General features: G+C 37.6%; 16 protein-coding genes. 2 read left to right on the forward strand and 14 right to left on the reverse strand.

The window, feature by feature from the left end; genetic code table 11:
- Nucleotides 1–33 precede the first annotated feature (33 nt).
- From clpB to rluD, 3 genes are all read right to left on the reverse strand, one after another.
- Nucleotides 34–2,607 (reverse strand): ATP-dependent chaperone ClpB, encoded by a 2,574-nt coding sequence (gene clpB / locus Q0794_RS15455; protein ID WP_298943395.1) that lies wholly within the window; start codon nucleotides 2,605–2,607, stop codon nucleotides 34–36.
- Nucleotides 2,608–2,887: 280 nt separating this feature from the next.
- Nucleotides 2,888–3,628 (reverse strand): peptidoglycan editing factor PgeF, encoded by a 741-nt coding sequence (gene pgeF / locus Q0794_RS15460; RefSeq protein WP_298943397.1) that lies wholly within the window; start codon nucleotides 3,626–3,628, stop codon nucleotides 2,888–2,890.
- A 9-nt stretch (nucleotides 3,629–3,637) separates the two neighbouring features.
- Complete coding sequence (gene rluD, locus Q0794_RS15465; protein WP_298943398.1) at nucleotides 3,638–4,618, reverse strand: 23S rRNA pseudouridine(1911/1915/1917) synthase RluD; 981 nt, start codon at nucleotides 4,616–4,618, stop codon at nucleotides 3,638–3,640.
- Nucleotides 4,619–4,776: 158 nt separating this feature from the next.
- On the opposite strand from rluD, the gene Q0794_RS15470 reads away from it, so the two are divergent.
- The gene (locus Q0794_RS15470; RefSeq protein ID WP_298943400.1) at nucleotides 4,777–5,568 is read left to right on the forward strand and encodes an outer membrane protein assembly factor BamD; all 792 of its coding nucleotides are present in this window, start codon (nucleotides 4,777–4,779) and stop codon (nucleotides 5,566–5,568) included.
- A gap of 137 nt (nucleotides 5,569–5,705) precedes the next feature.
- Here Q0794_RS15470 and glnB read toward each other — a convergent pair whose 3' ends face one another.
- Nucleotides 5,706–6,044: a nitrogen regulatory protein P-II gene (gene glnB / locus Q0794_RS15475; protein ID WP_025564863.1), complete on the reverse strand. Its 339-nt coding sequence runs from the start codon at nucleotides 6,042–6,044 to the stop codon at nucleotides 5,706–5,708.
- A 572-nt stretch (nucleotides 6,045–6,616) separates the two neighbouring features.
- On the opposite strand from glnB, the gene Q0794_RS15480 reads away from it, so the two are divergent.
- A complete protein-coding gene (locus Q0794_RS15480) occupies nucleotides 6,617–7,084 on the forward strand; it encodes a hypothetical protein (RefSeq protein ID WP_298943401.1) in 468 nt (155 codons plus the stop codon).
- A 333-nt stretch (nucleotides 7,085–7,417) separates the two neighbouring features.
- Here the strand turns inward: Q0794_RS15480 and Q0794_RS15485 are convergent, their stop codons facing one another.
- The 10 genes from Q0794_RS15485 to ileS form a co-directional block, all read right to left on the reverse strand.
- A complete protein-coding gene (locus Q0794_RS15485; RefSeq protein ID WP_298943403.1) occupies nucleotides 7,418–11,896 on the reverse strand; it encodes a PilC/PilY family type IV pilus protein in 4,479 nt (1,492 codons plus the stop codon).
- A 17-nt stretch (nucleotides 11,897–11,913) separates the two neighbouring features.
- Nucleotides 11,914–12,333 carry a type IV pilin protein gene (locus Q0794_RS15490; protein ID WP_298943405.1) on the reverse strand — a complete coding sequence of 140 codons (420 nt, stop codon included), beginning with the start codon at nucleotides 12,331–12,333 and terminating at the stop codon, nucleotides 11,914–11,916.
- A gap of 7 nt (nucleotides 12,334–12,340) precedes the next feature.
- Entirely contained in the window at nucleotides 12,341–12,823 is a 483-nt protein-coding gene (locus Q0794_RS15495) for a PilX N-terminal domain-containing pilus assembly protein (RefSeq protein ID WP_298943407.1), read from the reverse strand.
- A gap of 4 nt (nucleotides 12,824–12,827) precedes the next feature.
- A complete protein-coding gene (locus Q0794_RS15500; RefSeq protein ID WP_298943408.1) occupies nucleotides 12,828–13,589 on the reverse strand; it encodes a PilW family protein in 762 nt (253 codons plus the stop codon).
- The gene (gene pilV, locus Q0794_RS15505) at nucleotides 13,577–14,068 is read right to left on the reverse strand and encodes a type IV pilus modification protein PilV (protein WP_298943410.1); all 492 of its coding nucleotides are present in this window, start codon (nucleotides 14,066–14,068) and stop codon (nucleotides 13,577–13,579) included. Before pilV ends, Q0794_RS15500 begins: the two co-directional genes overlap by 13 nt.
- Before the next feature lie 2 nt (nucleotides 14,069–14,070).
- Nucleotides 14,071–14,586 carry a GspH/FimT family pseudopilin gene (locus Q0794_RS15510; protein WP_298943411.1) on the reverse strand — a complete coding sequence of 172 codons (516 nt, stop codon included), beginning with the start codon at nucleotides 14,584–14,586 and terminating at the stop codon, nucleotides 14,071–14,073.
- 288 nt (nucleotides 14,587–14,874) lie between these two features.
- Entirely contained in the window at nucleotides 14,875–15,819 is a 945-nt protein-coding gene (gene ispH / locus Q0794_RS15515; RefSeq protein WP_298943413.1) for a 4-hydroxy-3-methylbut-2-enyl diphosphate reductase, read from the reverse strand.
- Between the two features lie 112 nt (nucleotides 15,820–15,931).
- Nucleotides 15,932–16,396: an FKBP-type peptidyl-prolyl cis-trans isomerase gene (gene fkpB, locus Q0794_RS15520; RefSeq protein WP_298943435.1), complete on the reverse strand. Its 465-nt coding sequence runs from the start codon at nucleotides 16,394–16,396 to the stop codon at nucleotides 15,932–15,934.
- Between the two features lies 1 nt (nucleotide 16,397).
- On the reverse strand, nucleotides 16,398–16,940 hold the full coding sequence (gene lspA / locus Q0794_RS15525; protein ID WP_298943415.1) for a signal peptidase II: 543 nt from the start codon (nucleotides 16,938–16,940) through the stop codon (nucleotides 16,398–16,400).
- A gap of 92 nt (nucleotides 16,941–17,032) precedes the next feature.
- The gene (gene ileS / locus Q0794_RS15530; protein ID WP_298943416.1) at nucleotides 17,033–19,873 is read right to left on the reverse strand and encodes an isoleucine--tRNA ligase; all 2,841 of its coding nucleotides are present in this window, start codon (nucleotides 19,871–19,873) and stop codon (nucleotides 17,033–17,035) included.
- Nucleotides 19,874–19,888: the final 15 nt, after the last annotated feature.

The raw sequence follows: 19,888 nt of genomic DNA on the forward strand, positions 1-19,888 counted from the left end.
AGTTATTGATAATTAACTAACAATGATCAGTCACTATTGAACAAAGACAATTTTTCCGTCTTCTACATCAACTAAAATATTGCTACCCAGACTTAACTCTCCAGATAATATTTTCTGTGCTAATGCATTTTCTAATAATTGTTGCACTGCCCTTTTTAATGGGCGAGCGCCATATAAAGGGTCATAACCCGCTTCCACTAATAATTCTATTGAAGCATCGTTAAAAGTAAGTAAGTAGCCTCTTTCTTTTAGACGAGCTTGCAATGCGTGAAGTTGAATCGTCGCAATTGATTTAATGTGTTTTTCACTTAAAGGATGGAAAACCACTGTTTCATCAATACGATTCAAAAATTCAGGCTTAAATTGTTTTGCTAAAATACCTAACAATGTATTTTTCACTTCATCATAAGAAGAGTGAGGAAATGCCTCTTGGATGATTTCAGAACCTATATTAGAGGTCATAATAATCACCGTATTACGAAAATCAACCGTGCGCCCTTTCCCATCTGTTAACCGTCCATCATCTAACACCTGTAATAAAATATTAAAGACATCAGGATGTGCTTTTTCTATTTCATCTAACAAAATAACAGAATAAGGTTTACGACGAACTGCTTCCGTTAAATAGCCACCTTCTTCATAACCAACATATCCAGGAGGTGCGCCAACTAAACGAGAAACCGCATGTTTTTCCATAAATTCGGACATATCGATACGCACCATATTATCGACACTATCAAACAGGAAATTAGCCAGTGCTTTACAAGACTCTGTTTTACCAACCCCCGTCGGACCTAAAAATAGAAATGAACCAATAGGACGGTCAGGGTCGCTTAAGCCAGCTCGACTACGGCGGATAGCATTTGATACCGCTTCAATCGCTTCATTTTGTCCAACCACTTGAGAATGTAAATATTTTTCCATTTTCAATAACTTATCACGCTCTCCTTCGAGCATTTTAGACACAGGAATACCAGTCCAATGAGCAAGAATGTCGGCTATTTCATTTTCTGTCACTGAATGTTTTAACAATGTCATCTCTTGCATTTCAGCTTGAGAAGCGAGATCTAACTGTTTTTCTAAATCTGGAATGCGGCCATATTGCAATTCTGACATACGTGTTAAATCAGATGCACGACTCGCCACTTCTAGATCTAAACGCGCCTGTTCTAACGCTTGTTTAATATTTTGTGTGCCAGTGAGCGCCGCTTTTTCAGTTTTCCAAATTTCATCTAATTCTTTATATTCAGTGCCTTTCGATTTTAATGTTTGCTCTAAATCACTTAAACGTTTGATACTTGCTTCATCTGAAGAGTTTTGTAACGACTTTTGCTCTACAGTTAATTGAATGATTTTACGACCCAATTTATCTAGGCTTTCAGGTTTAGAGTCTATTTGTAAACGGATACTTGATGCAGCCTCGTCAATTAAGTCAATGGCTTTATCAGGTAACTGACGGTCTGAAATATAACGATGTGATAACGTTGCCGCAGCAACAATCGCAGGGTCTGTTATTTGCACTTTATGATGTAATTCATAACGCTCTTTCAAACCACGTAATATCGCAATAGTGTCTTCAACTGTCGGCTCATCTACAATTACTTTTTGAAAACGACGCTCTAATGCGGCATCTTTTTCAATATATTGGCGGTATTCATCTAAGGTAGTAGCACCAACGCAATGCAACTCACCACGCGCAAGAGCTGGTTTGAGCATATTACTCGCATCCATTGCGCCATCGCCTTTACCAGCGCCAACCATGGTATGGAGCTCATCAATAAACAGTATGACTTGCCCTTCTTCTTTATTAAGTTCAGCCAAAACAGCTTTCAAACGCTCTTCGAATTCACCTCTGTATTTAGCACCAGCAATTAACGACCCCATATCTAAAGATAAAACACGTTTACCTTTTAAGCCTTCTGGTACTTCACCATTAATAATACGTTGTGCTAACCCCTCAACAATTGCCGTTTTACCCACACCAGGCTCGCCAATAATGACAGGGTTGTTTTTAGTACGACGTTGTAACACTTGCACAATACGACGCACTTCGTCATCTCGACCAATAACAGGATCAAGCTTACCTGCTGCTGCACGCTCAGTAAGATCGATAGTATATTTGTCTAATGCTTGCTCAGGACCATCGCCGTTTGGATCGGTAACCGTTTGTCCTTGGCGAATTTTCTTAAGAGAGCTTTCCACTTTAGCTTTAGTTAATCCAAGCTTATTAAGAGCCTGTCCTAATTCACCTTTATCTTCACAAACCGCCACTAAAAATATCTCTGAAGAAATGAATTTATCTTTGGCTTTTTGAGCGAATTTATCACAAAGATTAAAAGTATTACCGAGCTGGCTAGAAACTTGAATTTCACCACCGATACCAGATACTTTTGGCAGCCTATCTAACATAGTTGATAGCTGCGAACGCAGTAGATTTATATTAATTTCAAGATCAGACAAGATGCCACGCATCGCGCCACCATCTTGATTAAGCATGGCCAGCAATACATGTGTCGCTTCGATATATTGATGATCTCGACCTAATGCAATAGATTGTGCATCAGCCAACGCTAATTGAAATTTACTAGTTAATTTATCTAAACGCATACGAATTTCTCCCGAAATGATTACACTAATAGAGATGGGGTTTTAGGAATAGATATCAAGGTCATTAGTAGAATATATTGAATAAATTTCGAACAAAAATGACGATTAACATTTAAAATAATAGATCATAAAAAGACAGTAAAAGTATCGTCGGTAATAGTAGGCTTAATAGAAAAAATTTAAAGCGTTGTAGCAAAGGTTATTAACTTTTTTAGTTAATAACCTCAAAAACATCATCAAATCACAACAGACTGACACGGGGGCTGACAACAATAAAACGTTAATCTAACCAAATAAAAGTGGCTAAACGTCCCGTTTGTCCATCTCTGCGGTAAGAATAAAATAATGAGGGATCGTTAAAAGTACATGACTCATTTTCGGTAATCGTCACCCCTTTAAAGTCTGCTAACCTTAGTTTGGCTAATAAATGTAAATTTGCTAACCACTTTCCATTAGTAGCAACAAAAGCATCACTTGCTCTCAGATCATGAGCCATAAATTCTTCACGCACTTCGTCACCGACTTCAAATGCAGTAGGGCCAATACAGGGGCCTAACCACACTAATAATTGTTCGCTTTTAATCGTTAATTCATCGCAGATTTTGTGAATACTTTTTTCAATAATCCCGTCACACAAACCACGCCAACCAGCGTGAATCGCAACCACAAAACGTCCTTGTTTATCGGTAACTAATACAGGTAAACAATCTGCTGTCATCACCACACAAGTTCGTTGGTTTGTATCAATCCAACTCGCATCTGCAGCTAAATTTTGAGAAGTAGATTCAGATAACTTAATTAACTCATGGCTATGAGTCTGAGTTAACCAGCAAAAATCAGGCGCATCATTAAATTGAGTGGATAATAACAAGCGGTTTTGAAACACATGTTGAGGATTATCATTAACATGTGTCCCTAAATTTAACCCTTCAAACTCACCTTCACTAACACCGCCTAAGCGTGTCGTTGAATAAGCATGAACATGGGCAGGTGCTGCCCAATTAGGTTTAATTAATTGCATATTAGCAGACTATAAATCGAGTTCATTTTCATGCGAAATAGTATCAGCACGTAATGCTGCCGCTAAGATTTTAAAATCTTCTGGTGGTTCAGCATGCCATTCCATTTCTTCACCTGTGATTGGGTGATCTAAACGTAACATAGTTGCATGTAGTGCTTGGCGTCTAAAACCACGTAAGACTTCACTTAACTCAGCTGAAGCACCTTTTGGTGGACGAGGACGACCACCGTATACAGGGTCACCAGCTAATACATGTCCAATAGACATCATGTGTACGCGGATTTGGTGAGTACGACCCGTTTCTAAACGTAAGCGTAAACGAGTATGCGCTCGGTATTTTTCAGCAATGCGATAATGTGTTATCGCATCTTTACCTGAAGTAGGGTTCACTGCCATTTTAGTACGATGTACTTTATCACGACCAATAGGCGCGTCCACTTTACCACCAGCAGTAAAACAACCTGACGCAATAGCATCGTATTCTCGTGTCATTTGGCGAGCTTGTAAGCTGGTCACTAAATGAGTTTGTGCAGGAACTGTTTTAGCAACCACCATTAAACCAGATGTTTCTTTATCTAATCGATGTACGATACCTGCGCGCGGCACTTCTGCAATACTTGGATAATGGTATAACAAGGCATTTAATAATGTGCCATTAGCGTTACCAGCTCCTGGGTGAACAACTAACCCAGCAGGCTTATTGATCACTAAAATATCATCATCTTCATAAACGATATTAATTTCAATTTTTTGTGCAACAAAAGTTACTTCATCTTTTAATACCGCGTTGACTTCTAACATTTGACCAGTAAATACTTTTTCACGCGGCGTTAAAGAAACTGTGCCATCAATTTGTACCAGGCCCGCTAAAATCCATTCTTTTATACGTGAACGAGAATAATCAGGGAACAATGCGGCAACCGCTTGGTCTAATCGAAATCCTAACTGTTCATCTGTAACTTCTGCAGTTAGGTTTATTGCTTGGCTCATAGTGCTCTCTTCTTTGTATTTTGTGCTATTGTAATTGATTTCTAAAAAGTATTTAGTCTGACAGTATTATCTTGTCACATTTTATCTTTTTTTACTTTTATTTCTTTCGACGATAGTCGATACTGTACTTTTTAATATTGGCCGACATTATAACACTTATGAATAAGATCCTTAGACTAATAACGACCAGTTTTTTCATCGCCATTGTCATTAGTGGCTGTTCATCTAAAAAAAATAGTAAACCAAAGGTGGCAGATAAGCCTCCCGTTGGATTATATCAAGATGCATCATTAGCATTAGAGTCCGCTAATTTTGAAAAAGCCTCAGAAATTCTTGAAGCATTAGATAGCCGTTACCCATTTGGACCTCATTCAGATCAAGTACAATTAGACTTAATTTATACTTACTATAAACGTAATGAAATGGCGTTAGCGTTAGCCAATATTGATAAGTTTATTCGTTTAAACCCTACACATAAAGACTTAGATTATGTTTATTATATGCGTGGTTTAACTAACTTAACCGTTGATGATCAATTTTTCCAAAACTTATTTGGTGTTGATCGATTCAATCGCGATCAAAGTTATTCTCGAAGAGCCTTTCAAGACTTCAACCACGTTTTAAAATATTACCCAAAAAGTGAGTTTGCTAAAGATGCACAACAACGCATGGTCTACATTAAAGATCGCGTTGCTCGTTATGAAGTAGCCGTTGCAGAATGGTATATTAAACGAGAAGCTTACATAGCAGCTATCAATCGCAGTAAAATAATATTAAATAACTATCCTGATACTCGATCAGTAAAAGATGCATTAGAAATAATGATTCAAGGTTACGATGAACTCGGTTTAGAAGAGCCCAAGAAAAATGCATTATCAGTATTAAAATTAAATTACCCTGACAGCAGAGTGGTTAGAAGAAATGAATCGTTTAGTCTGTTTAATTGGTAATTAAACTATTCTGATAGTTATTATCACTTTACGATAGTAAATTAACGGTAAAACAATAACCATTAAACAATAAAAAAGGAGAACTGAGTTCTCCTTTTTTATTGTTTATTTATACAGAATAACCAATCTATAAAAGATTAAACAGCTTCGCCGTCTTCCTCACCTGTACGAATACGAATAACTCGTTCAACAGACGTAACAAAGATTTTACCATCGCCGATTTTACCTGTTTGTGCTGTTTTCATAATAGCTTCAATACAACGATCTACATATTCTTTCTTTACCACTAACTCAATTTTCACCTTTGGTAGGAAATCAACCATGTACTCTGCACCACGGTATAACTCAGTATGTCCTTTTTGACGACCAAAGCCTTTTACTTCTGATACTGTCATACCTGTGATATCAATATCTGCAAGTGCTTCACGTACATCGTCCATTTTAAATGGTTTAATGATTGCTTCTATTTTTTTCATAATAAACTCTTAATGTTGATTTCAAAGTAAAATGATATAAATCCTGAACAGATCTCAATAAATCACTCTGTGCCATTACCTTCAGGCTGAATATGGTTTCTAATATTACACTATTAGTAAATCAATAAAAAACAAACTTTTATCCCGAATTTAACCTACTTCATTGTATCAATCATTATAATTAAAAGTTTGTCGTATATGTCACTGACAGATAGCGATGTTGATCAAGAAAGGTGAATAATTCATTTTTATCTAACTTGGATTCAGATAATAAGTGCATAACAGCCAACAAACCATTAAAGAATACAGATATGAAAAATAAATGAGAGATCTCAATTACACAATGATAGTAAGGTTGTATTACGCCAATAGATTGGAGGGTACTGTAAAATAATTGTAGATAAGCCTTCTAATGCAAAAGTTTATCTAAAATAAAGACCTGTTATCGGTATGCTGATATAACGATGAAATAACTAAAAGCAATAAGCAATAAGCAATAAGCAATAAAAAACACTTAAACACATTAATCATCATTTATACGAACTCATCATTAACATTATTTGGATTTAAACATGAACAAAAATATTTTTATCAAAGCAATATTTATTGGCATAGTCGCAAGTATCGTATTTATCCTAATTCAACCATTCTTTGGATTATCGACATTAACCTCAAGACATGCAGCCGCTTATGTAAACTTGGGTGGATACAATGAAACAGTCGCGCTGATATTATCGTGGTTTGTACATGTTAGCGTTTCTACAGCCTACGCAATACTCTCCGCGTTTATTTTTAGCATTAACTCAACAATAGCCGTTAGCACAATACAAGTGTTCGTACTGGGCTGGGTAACGACTTTAATTGCGACTCCAGCGAACGAATGGGTTGTGAAATTAGTCACTACACAAACATTCCCTGATATAAGTTCTTTAGCGTCAATTAATACAGAGCTTGGTGCGAAATTTTGGTTACATGTGATGTTTTTTGTATTGGTCATCATTGGACTGTATGTGGTTAGCACAAAAAGAGACGTAAAATAATAGACAGCTGTATTACGAGCTTTAATAAAAATAGGTAATATTACTGATCGCATCATCAAAGCCTGTTCATTTTCAGTCAATTTTAAATGTAGAGAAAAGCTATTGATGACAAGGTATTACTTACAATATATTGTTGTTTTCATGACGAAATGAATAATGAAGTTGGTGACAACTTGAGGCTTAAATTACTGTCTTTTTACTATATATAACCAAGTAGAGCGCTTATAGACTGTGATTAATACGATGACTTAGATAAGCACTCAATAAACAAAAAAGCAGTATCAATCAATTTATTACATTAATCGATACTGCCTTTTCAGAAACTTATATTAATTAATATAAGTTTCTCCAGCTTTGTGGGCCCGTTATATTAAGATCATCATCGTAACAGGTCTGCTGATTAGTACTTAGCGTAATACAAGTTAAACCAAGGGCACTCTCAAATACAGTAATCTCTTCTGTTGTACCATCAGCATTAGTAATTGTTTCAGTACTTGTCGTTACAGAAGCTAGTGATGATATTCCTGTTACAACCCCATCAACAAACTGATTAGAACTATCGGTAGGTATCTCTTCAGACTCATCCTCTGTAGTTGATGGGTCATCCTCTACTTCTGTTCCAGTATCCCAAGTTTGCCCAGTATATAAATTCAACTCCATATACCAACCTGTGCCACCTGCAACACAAGGATCCGTTCCAGGTATTAAAGTAACAAAGCTAACTTTAGTCCCTAAAATAGTACTACCTACAACTTGTTTCTCCCCATAGTTATCTGTATTACCGTCTTCAGTATTGATTAAATCAATATAGAAACCGCTAATCTGATTCCAATCAAGTGAATTACTTGATAATAAACGGCCGGTGCTACTTTCTTTGGTAATCGATTGTTTTTGTAGGTTACTAAATCCAGATGAACTACGTGCAGCAGTAACAACTAAAGAACCTAAATTGTCTTCGACCACATAAAAACTCTGTGTAGCCTGGTCTGTCGTAGAGATATCATCTGACTCTATATATTTACCAGTACCAAATGCGACTAATACACCAACACCATCGGGATGACGCACCACAGAAGGTCTTGTTGTAATCGGTTGAGACATGTAAACACCGTTCTCTGACGTTGGGCTGATAGCAGTAAATAATGGGGCTCCATTGGTTTTTTTAATTTCCCAGTCATCAGTATCATCACTAGAAATATCAAATACCCACATATTACCAAAAAGATCACCAGCATAGATATAATCAGCAATACCATCACTGTTATTATCAACGAGTAAGGGTTGAGCCATCGCGTTAGGTCTATTTAAACCAGTCGGGTCAACTTGAGTACCAACACTTAATTTTTTGGTTAAACTACCGTCAGTTAAGTCTGCAATATAAATTGCACCATCATTATCTGTTGAGTTATAACCATTTGCAAAAACCACACTTGCTTCACCGTTTTTTAATGTGACGATTGTCGGGGCTACAGTACTGTAGCCAATACCTTCGAAACCGGTTGTCTCTGGCGTAATTTCCCATCTCATCATTTCTGCTGTTGGAGTCGCTAAATCAGATACATCGATACCATAAAGCCCTTTAACACCTAACCCTAAACGCCCAACTAATGTTGTTCTTGCTACTTCAGTAGAGGTCCCAGCAAGGTTAATATCAGTGGGATCATTTTCGTCAGAGTAAGCGGCTAAACCACCATCAGCTGAATATTCATGGATATAAGCACTATCAACTAGTTTACCCAATGCACTATAAACACCACTAGGAATATAAGCGAGAATCTCTGTACCATCATCTGCATCAACGATATGCACCATGCCATCGTTAGCAGCAAATGCAACGACCTCTCTTCCTACCGTATGTCCTTTAGATATAGAAACGTAATAAGGAGTTGAGTTAATAATATCGCCTAAAAGACTAGATCGCTCTCTGAAGCCACTGCCAACCGTCGCAGATTCATTATCACGTTCACCACGAATATAACTTACTGCATTTTGTATATAAGCTGCTTTTTCTGTGTAAGAGCCGTTCGTGCTTCCTAATAAACCTGTTAACTGACTCTCTGACAAGGAAGTCGATAATATATCTAATAAAGAATTCACTGAAGATAATACAAACCCGACTAAAGAACTATTGTTTCCTAGCTCAGTAAACTCAAACACACTACCGTCAGTATTGCGAGTAAAAATAGTACGGTCATCAGGATCCATTGCATTTAATTGTGTTGCTGCACTCCAAGACTCTGTCGATGAATACTCACCATCAGAGTTAACCGTATAAGCTGTAATATCTCCATTCCAAGTTTCCTCTTCAAATGAGGATTTATAAGCCAGTGTACCGGTCGTTAATAAGTTAGAAGAGTAAACAGGAGATGATCCGGTCAACAGACCATCATAAGCTAAGTCAAATGCAGCTGCAATTTGGTCTTTTAGCTCGCCAGCATTGGTTACAGGGAAATAATTATCAGGATCACCATCTGCTCCACCATCATCGGCACCACTACTATCCCACTCACTTTCTAAGTTAGGAGTTCCACTGTCATCTGAATCAACAAACCCGCCCCACTTAGCGGCATACCAAAGTGGTGACGGTAAAAAATCTGCTGCTTTAGTAGCACTTGGGAAGAAGTTACGCGTAGCAGTCAATGTTAAATATTTTGTTTCGCTATCACTATCAATTTCACTATCAATTTCTTTTCTACTTCTATAATCATCACTATCTGGCGTATCTAAGTAATAATCAACCTCTTTACCATTTTCATCTTTTACTTCTAAATACATACCATCATTGGTAGTTCCTGAAATTATATAGCCCGCATGCTGATCCAAGCTACCACCGTTATTACTTGAAACAAGGGTTACTTCTAAACCTTGCTTTTCTTCGCTACAATCCTGATTTTCATCGTATGATGAACATAAATTATCGACAACCTGATAGCTATATTTTACGATCATATCCATATCATGATCGGCACCTTGCTCAACATCTTCATAGTTAATACGAAAAACGCCGCTAGTATCTGTAATAGATTCAATATACCAATCAACGATTGTATTGGTAGGCTGGAACTCCCCTTCACTAGGATCTATTTTTCCATTCCATCCAACTGATTTCGCAAATGGAACAATTTTAATAATATCATCACCCACTGTCACTTCAATTTCCGGTAAAGTAGAAGCTAAGGCAACCACCATGGTCGTGACATTTTGATCTTCATCTTTGCTCAAGTGTATATCATTGTTATGACCGTAATAGGCAACGGCAGCAGAACTATAACCACCTTTTTTTGTTGGTTCTGCAGGAGTTAGGCCTCGAACATAACCAAGCCCAGAAATACTTTTTACTGTTGGTGCACCATCGCTTTCGGTTCCCGATTGTCCAATGAAGAATTCACCTGACGTTTTACCTTCTGCAGTTGATATAAGTGAAAGTAAAGTACTAACGCTAAAGTTAGGTAAAGTTGTACCTTGATAACTTTCATCATTATTGGTACTGCTGATAAATTCACTATAAGCGCCAGGTAACTGATCCGTATCATAAGAAGGGTTTATATCACTGATTAGCAACACGTTAGGGTTTGCACATGTTCCACGACCATCATATGGGTCATCCCAATCAGGTGCGGTTAAACCAATTTCATCATCATAGCCACCAGATGTTTCATAGCTAGCACTTGGTGAACTAACACCTGAAAAATAACGCATAGTTTCATATAACATTTCCCCCGTAGGCTTCCCCCATGAAGCACACTCACCATCGGAAATCGGACCATCAACCACCCAGCCACAATTAGTGTTATAATCATATTTTTTAGTGCTTCCTTGGAGATATCTAAAACCATGTATACGAAGTTTATCAATAGTTGAAACAATGCCGTCATCTGAAGAGGTAAACGTTCCTTTTTCATCATTTACCTCTTCAGAAAATGCCCCAATTGCTTTTCTTAATACACCACCAGACAAGTTTTTATTGTAACTGCCAGTTAATAAACCAAATAGCATTTGGTCATTTTTACCGTAATCATGCAATAACCCTGTTGGTTTATAATGCCCACTTGGGTATAAATCACAGTTATCTGCATTGGTAAAACCATCAGCACAAACTTCAACCCTTACAACATAATCCGTTCCTGTCGCAGCAAGAACGGGTTTTTCGGTAGAAGCCCAGTCCCAAATATCACCACTCGCGTTTTTTCGAACTCTTAAAATGGGAGCTTCACCGAACCCAGTGTAAGTTACCGTACCGAAAAAATGCTGTTTGCCTGAATTAGGTATAGAGTAAGGCGTATAATCAGCAATATCGTATCCATCAATGGCTACTGATTCATAGGCTTTACCCCAACTGTGCGCATCTTGGGGAATAAAGACTCGTTCTAATATCGTTGTATCTTCAGTGTCAGTACTTCGTGTTCCGCCATAAAGTACTTTGCGTAAAACATCCATACGCGTCATGGTGAGATAATTAAGAAAGTTACCACTCCACTCATTACTCGTTGTACACGTAGATGCCGTACGCTTGGGAACAAAAACATCACTTTCTTGTTCATAACAAAGTGATGAGTCAAAATAACCTTCATAAGTATAATCAGGCTTAAACTTAGTATCGATAACCCCATCACCATCAAGATCTGATGCATCATTATAAGCTTCATAAAAAAGAGTATGATCTCGCCCCATTACCAGCATCATCATTGGTGCTTCTGTGGTACCGGTATAAAGTGGTTTAGTTGCTAAATCCAAGCTTCCTGCATAAACAGAAGCAACTGAAACTAAACAGCTTGATGACAATATAAAACCATTTAATAATATGTTCTTCACAAGAATATCCTTATTCACTACCAGCAATCAGATGCATCAGCACCAGTACTACCCGTATGTGTAATTGTTAATGTACCGCATTCATCATCGCTCTGTGCACCAGTGGTAATTGGTGTTGCTGACAATGTAAAAGATGATGAGCCTGTCGCTGCCGTTCCAGTTAACGTATATAATTTGCTAAAATCGTCACTTGTTGTGAATACGGTAATAACGCCACCCGATATAGCACCACTATAATTTAAGTTCATTGCGTAATAACTTTCCATTAATTGTGATGCTTCTAATAACGTTCTGATTGCTTCTTGTCTTCTTGTCTTCTCTAACACCCCTTTATAACTAGGATAAGCAACAGAAGCTAAAAGACCAACAATCGCGATAGTGATTAACAATTCAATTAACGTAAATCCCATGCTTTTTATTTTATTACGACGAAGCATCCTGAAATTACTCCAAAGTAACATAATAGCTTTGTAAAAAAGCAACGGAGTCACCTTTGCCTTGTGCTTTTACAGTGACACGATAAAAGCGCTTTGAAAGTTCCCCGGTACCAACAGCAAGCCCACCGGTTCCATCATTCTCAATTAAGTAAGAAGGCGTCACACTACCTTCTGAAATAGTAGAGCTTAACGCTATAGCTGCATTCCAATTAGCATCGGTTCTCCACCAATTACTTGTCGTGTTCTTATCAATAGCTAATGATAAAAGGGTTGGTGGATCTAAAAAATTTTCCGCAATAACACTATGTGCAGTAGCTAATGTTGACTCTGCACTATTAAAGCTTAAATTTTGATCATAACTCGCACTACTAACTTTTCTCGATGCAATCACTTGTTGGCTAACTGCAACCCCTAAGATAGAAATAACGAGCACCATTAATAATGAAGTAATTAATGCAGCTCCATTTTCTGATTTTTTATTTATATTCATTACATTACCCTCCTTGGTTGCCAATAAGTACCGTTTCCATAACAACAGATCTATAATTCGTATCGTTGGCAGCATCAATCGTTTGATTAAAAATAGTATAACTATTACTGTTCGTTAAACCATGAGCACTTACTTCCGTTGATAACAATAAACCTACCTTAACTCGATTTACGTCTGCCCAATCAGTGACTTCAGAAGCAGTAAAATAACGATAATCATCTTCAGTACCATACAGAACTTCTAAAAACTCAACACCTTCATCTAAAACTTCTGCACCATCATCATTATCCTTACACATAAGTTGATTACTGGTATTTACATAGAGTGTCACTTCATTACTAGTATTTTCATCTAAATCATCTCCAACACAGGATACAATTCCAATTTCAGTCGCGCCTAAGAACCTAACAACTAAAATATCAGAGTCAGCTTTTTCATCATCAATTTCACCAGAGCTTGTCATCCCTTGCACTACCTGACCATATTCCCAAGTACCTCCAACATAAGAAGTACCGGCACTAAAGACGGTTTCATTTTTTAAAGCGGTAACATCTCGAAAGCCAGCTTGTTGGATATACAGTCTTAGTGTTTGTAATGCCATTCGGCCTTTTGAAACTAACTCTTGAGAACTTCTAGCGGACTCATAAGAACGCATATCGCCCATAACAGAATAAAACAAACCAGCCAAAATAAGCAAAGACACGATCATTGCGATCATTAATTCTACTAAGCTAAACCCTTTATTTGATTTTTTTACAGAACCCATACGGACATGCTCCCACATTGATATGAGTTTAATACTGTTGTATCACAAGTAGCACTACCCACACCCGTTTTTGCTGCATCCCAAATTAACATTAAGTTGTAGAGGTTAACGTCTGAGGAATCAACTGAAATAGAAAAACGAGGTGAAGGTAGATTATTTTGTAGATGATCAAACCATTCAGCTAGCTCTGCTGTCGCAAATTCGCTTTCAGTACACGTATTAGTTGAACAGTTGATATTAGAGGTTATATCATCCCCACTAGATAAATTACTGTAAACAAAGCGACCAGCTAGGTCTGGGTTAGAACGTATCCGTTGGGCGAGATCTAAAAGGGCCGTATTAGCAGTCTGAGCAAAGAGTCCTTGTTGAACCAAACTCATTGACTTTGCCTGCATTTTTGCATGACCAAGTACTCCAACAGCAACAACAATCAAAGCAATTAACACTTCAATGAGACTAAAACCTTTATTCTTATTCATTATTAACAATCCCCTGAAGCGTCTTCATGGCTAACACGCCCCATTCGGTTCAATTTTATTTCATAAACAATACTATTGTCAGTATTACTACAAACTTTAAATATATTTGCTGATGAGTGGCCTGTGGGTGTAAATTTAATCTGGTTTTCAGTGCTTTTAATTAAGCTAGTTTTAGAACTACCATTAATAATAATGACATCACCACTGTTTAAACTACCACTACTATCATTATCCTCATAAACCAACCAATCTGCTCCCCAACTTGTTGTTGCATCACAGCTAGCAGCATCAGCCGATGAACAAAGGTAAACATTTATTCGTTCACTTTGCGCTTGTTGTTTAGCGGCATAAATTGAACTGATCAAACTATCACGCGTAGTGCGTGCTTTACTGGATTCAATAAGACTGGAAAAAGAAGGAACAACTACCGTTAATAATATAGCAGCAATAGCAATGGTAATAAGTAATTCAATCAAGGTAAAACCTTGCTGCAATCCTTTAATATTGAAACTATTCATAACATCCTTTGTTATAAAAATTAATTAACATTATTTAAATGAGGCAGGTTACTACTTTTAGAAAGTTATATGAATAAATAACGAAAATTGTTATCAAAAAAAACGTTAATATATAATAAAGATATCAATAATATGTAATTATAGGTAACTGTTTTTATAGGTAATAAATAAAAAACTAAGAATATATTCAAACACAAGTAATGAGGGAAATAAAGTAAGAAAGATAAAATACGAGGTAGAAATCATCTACCTCTTTTAATAGGGTTATTGGTCTTTATAATAAATTAATTATTCGACCAATTTAATACGTAATTCAGCTGGCACTTCAAACACGATATTTTCTTCTACACCTGGATTTTCAACAACAACGTTGCCACCCATTTTTTGTAGCTTTTTAATGACGGCTTGTACTAAAACATCAGGTGCAGATGCCCCGGCTGTCACGCCAACACATTTTACATTTTCAAACCATTCCGCTTGAATATCGAACTCATTATCAATTAAATAAGCGTTAACACCTGCACTATTGGCTTTTTCTCGTAAACGATTAGAGTTTGATGAATTAGTTGAACCCACCACTAAAACTAAATCTGTTTTATCAGCAAGATCTTTAACAGCGTCTTGACGATTCTGAGTCGCATAACAAATATCATTCTTGCGAGGGCCTTCAATCATTGGGAATTTTAAACGTAACGCATCAATAACATCCGCGGTGTCATCGACTGACAAAGTTGTTTGAGAGCTATAACATAAACTTTCAGCATTTTTAACGTCAAGCAATGCAACATCTTCCGCTGACTCAACTAAGTAAATCCCGCCTTTTTCGCTGTTATATTGCCCCATTGTGCCAACGACTTCAGGGTGGCCATGATGGCCAATTAAAACACATTCTTGGTCACGACGACTAGCACGCGTTACTTCCATATGCACTTTGGTCACTAACGGACAAGTTGCATCGAACACTTTTAACTCTCGACGTTTAGCTTCTTCTCGTACACTTTGGGCAACGCCATGCGCACTGAAAATAACAATATTATCATCAGGTACTTCATTAAGTTCCTCTACAAAAATAGCACCACGCGCTTTTAAATCATCAACTACATATTGGTTATGTACCACTTCATGTCGAACATAAATTGGCGTAGGAAATAGCTCTAATGCACGCTCAACAATATTGATTGCACGATGTACACCGGCACAAAATCCACGCGGGTTAGCTAAAATAATTTTCATAACACTCTCAATATAACATAGTGATTAATAAGGTAATGGTCAGCTTTTGTTAATAAAAAACTTAAAGATAGCTAGGGGAATCTAGCAATCCTTAAACACATAACAAACTATTTTATAAAACTTCTAATACATCAACTTCAAACGTAACCGTTTGGCCCGCTAAAGGATGGTTAAAATCAACCGTCACACTATCGGCCACTATTTCACGAATAATACCAGGAAGTTCAGTACCATCGGGTTGATTGAACGTGATGATAGTACCAATTTCTGCTGGGACATCGGTTGAGAATTTACTGAGTTCTACATAATGAAAGTTATCAGGGTTAGGCAAACCAAATGCAGATTCAGGCGCTAAAGTGAAAGTTTCAGATGTACCTTCAGCTAAACCTAATAAACACTCTTCAAAACCAGGCGTTAGACTGCCGTCACCCATGACAAATTTGGCAGGCTTATTGTCAACTTTAGTACTATCAACGGCTGAACCGTCAGATAATTTAATCGAAAAATGCATCAACACTTCACTATCAGCACCAATAATTTTAGCGTCACTTTTATCTACTGCTGCTTCATTTGCCATTTTAACTGTCATTACTGCTGTCCTTTATTTTTTGTTTTTCGCGCTTTTCAGCCCAAAATAATGAGTCGATGATAATCATTGCAGCACCAATAAAAATAGCAATGTCTGCAATATTAAATGTTGGCCAACGATAAAAACCTAAATCAAAATCCAAGAAATCAACAACATAACCAAAGATTAAACGATCTAACACATTACCTACTGCACCTGATAACACTAATGCATAAGCGCTATTCATCCAACGCTCTTCAGCACTCGCTTTTTTCATGGAATACAATAAATAAGCAGACACCACGAAGGCGATGCCACTAAACAAGTATTTTTGCCAACCGCCAGCATCACCTAAAAAGCTAAAAGCAGCACCGTAATTACGAGCATAAGTGAAATTAAAAAACGATAGCACTTCGTATGATTGATACAGTTCTAACATTTGTACCGTCAAATATTTGGTTAACTGGTCGAGTAGCAAAACCACTATTGTTAACCATAACCAAGGTAAACCTGAACGAGGTTTCAAGATAGTGGCTGATGATGTTTGAGTCATAATATTTCCAATAAAAAGTTTAAAAAAACGCCTTAAATCATTTTCATAACTAAGGCGTTTAATACAAACTAATTCACAAAGTCATGGCTTAATTAAGCAAATTGACGCGTTTCACCTTCACCGTCAACGTTGGTAATACAACGTCCACATAACTCAGGGTGTTTCTCATCTTGACCAACTTCTTCACGATGATGCCAACAACGGTCACATTTAGCCGCTTCAGTTTTTTGTACGAGTACAGATAAACCTTTAAGTTCAGTTGCAATTGCAATTGCTTCAGCTGGTGCGTCAGTTAACGGCTTAACAGCCGCTTGTGAAGTAATCAAAACAAAACGTAACTCATCATCTAACGTGCTTAATAATGCGCTGATTTCTTCAGAAGCATATAAAGTAACTTCAGCTTCTAACCCACCACCAATCACAGTTTCTTTACGAGCTAGTTCTAGTGTTTTATTCACTTCAGCACGTACTGCAATGATTTGAGTCCATTTATCGTTATCTAAAACTTCATTTTCAGTTAGACCAAATAAACCTTCGTACCATGTTTCAGTAAACACAAATTCGTTACGCTCACCTGGTAAACGTCCCCAGATTTCGTCAGCGGTAAAGCTTAGAATTGGCGCCATTAAACGCACTAATGATTCAACAATATGGTAAAGCGCAGTCTGACAACTTAAGTGAGCATTGCTGCCTGTTTTCGCCGTGTACTGACGATCTTTAATGATATCTAAGTAGAAACTACCTAAGTCAATTGAACAGAAATGCATTAATTTTTGGTAAACAACATGCAGATTGTAGTTATCGTACGCTTCAATCACTTCATTTTGCATCGTTAATGCTTTAGCCACGATCCAACGATCTAGAGCAACCATCTCTTCTGGAGCCACTAAATCTGTTTGCGGATCAAAACCATTTAAGTTCGATAATAAAAAGCGTGACGTATTACGAATACGGCGGTAACTGTCGGCACTACGGTTTAGGATTTCATCAGACACGGTAATTTCACCGGTGTAATCTGTTGAAGCAACCCATAAACGTAAAATATCAGCACCTAGGTCATTCATCACTGTTTGTGGCGACATGACGTTACCGAGTGATTTAGACATTTTCTTACCGTCACCATCTACTACAAAACCGTGCGTTAACACTTCTTTGTAAGGTGCAACACCATTGATTGCAGTGCTTGTTAATAGTGAAGATTGGAACCAACCACGATGTTGATCTGAGCCTTCTAAATACAAGTCAGCAGTGGCCTGTGTGCCATCTTCTTTCGTGTACTCTTCACGAACACCAACAACCGATGCGTGCGTAGTACCAGAGTCAAACCAAACGTCTAACGTATCCGTTACTTTGCGGAATTTCTCTGCTTCAAAGCCTAATAAAGATTCTGGCTCTAAATCGAACCAAGCTTGAATACCTTCTTTTTCGATTTTTTGTGCAATCAGTTCCATCATTTCGATAGAGTTTTCGTGCAATTCATCTGTTTCTTTATTCACGAACAACGTAATTGGCACACCCCATGTACGTTGGCGAGAAACACACCAGTCAGGACGGCCTTCAATCATTTTCTCAATGCGGTTTTGGCCCCAGCTTGGGATCCACTTAACATCTTTAATTTCAGCTAGTGCGCTATCACGTAAGCCTTTTTGATCCATAGAAATGAACCATTGTGGCGTTGCACGAAAGATGATGGGTGTTTTGTGTCTCCAACAATGTGGGTAACTGTGCTTAATATTAACGTGATGAATTAACGCATTACGTTCAGTTAATACTTCTAATACTTTATCGTTGGCTTTAAATACATGTAAACCAGCAAAAAACTCAGTATCTTCACGGAATACACCGTTGTCACCAACAGGGTTAGCCACTTCTAAGTCGTATTTTAAACCAGCAGAGTAATCGTCTTGACCATGTCCTGGCGCTGTGTGCACACAACCTGTACCTGCATCAATAGTCACGTGATCTGCAACAATCGTTGGTACTTGTAAATCTAAGAATGGGTGTTGAAATAATTGTTTCTCTAACGCTGCACCTGTTGCGATTGCTAACGTAGTAAAATCTTCAATACCGTAACGAGCCATACAATCAGCAACTAAGTCAGTTGCAAGAATAAAGCGACGTCCGCCACCGGCTACTAACGAGTATTCAACTTTTGCAGCTAATGCAATGGCACGGTTAGCAGGTAGTGTCCAAGGCGTTGTTGTCCAGATAACTGCTGAGATAACACCTTGACCAAAGTCGTCAGCTTGCTTATCAAAACAAGCAAGTAGCGCATCGCTATCAACGGCATTAAAGGCAACATCAATCGCTGGCGATAATTTATCTTCGTACTCAACTTCAGCTTCCGCTAATGCAGAACCACAATCTGTACACCAATGAACAGGCTTAGAACCTTTGTGTAGATGATCATTTTTAATGATATTCGCTAATGCACGAACAATATTCGCTTCTGTTTTAAAGTTCATTGTTAGGTATGGGTTATCCCACTCACCTAACACACCTAAACGTTTAAAGTCTTTACGTTGGCCATCAACTTGACGCGCAGCGTATTCACGACACTTAACGCGGAACTCAGCAGCCGTTAGCTTTTTACCCGGCTTACCGTGCTTTTGCTCAACTTTAAGTTCGATAGGTAAACCATGACAATCCCAACCTGGAATGTAAGGCGCGTCGAAATCAGATAATGTTTTAGATTTAACAATAATATCTTTTAGAATTTTATTAACCGAGTGACCGATATGAATATCGCCGTTTGCATAAGGAGGGCCATCATGCAGAATAAATGTCTTTTTACCTTTTTTGGCAGCACGAATCTTTCCGTAAAGATCCTGTTTGTACCAATTTTTAAGCATGTTAGGCTCACGATTAGCCAAGTTTGCACGCATCGGGAAACCAGTTTTTGGTAAATTTAATGTACTTTTGTAATCACTCATCGGTTTTTATTCCAT

Source organism: uncultured Psychromonas sp. (genome assembly GCF_947489755.1).
Classification (GTDB): domain Bacteria; phylum Pseudomonadota; class Gammaproteobacteria; order Enterobacterales; family Psychromonadaceae; genus Psychromonas.